At 41.6% G+C, this 404-nt stretch carries 1 pseudogene; it reads left to right on the plus strand.

Annotated elements, in window-relative coordinates:
• Window positions 1-313, plus strand: a pseudogene (locus tag V7D75_RS14245) (sodium:proline symporter); the annotation flags it as partial.
• Window positions 314-404 lie beyond the last annotated feature (91 nt).

The raw sequence follows: 404 nt of genomic DNA on the forward strand, positions 1-404 counted from the left end.
ATTCTTTGAGATTTTGGCCAGTGTTGGCGCTGCTGTCGTCATTGGACTCATGGTCTTTGGCTTTTTAGGACGCAAAATCGGTATGGTCGCCGCCGTTATTACGCTATTACTAATGCTCATTTTTGCCACCGGCTTTTTACGCCAATATATGGTCTTGCTGGCTTCACTGACTGCGTATGGTGCCAGTACCATCGTCTGCGTGATTGTCAGCCTTATGGGTGACGAGCATTTTGATTTTGACCTCATTAAACAGCGGGTGGGCAACTATGATAAAAAGCCGCAAGCACAAGCACAAGCATTACCAAAATCTTAAGCAAAATCTTATTAGTCATTGATGGTTAACCAATGCTTGGCTAGCCATTTTTACTAAAATCTAGTAAGCAAAAAATTTATATAAACACAAT

The sequence above is a fragment of the Psychrobacter sp. genome, assembly GCF_036731945.1.
GTDB lineage: Bacteria > Pseudomonadota > Gammaproteobacteria > Pseudomonadales > Moraxellaceae > Psychrobacter.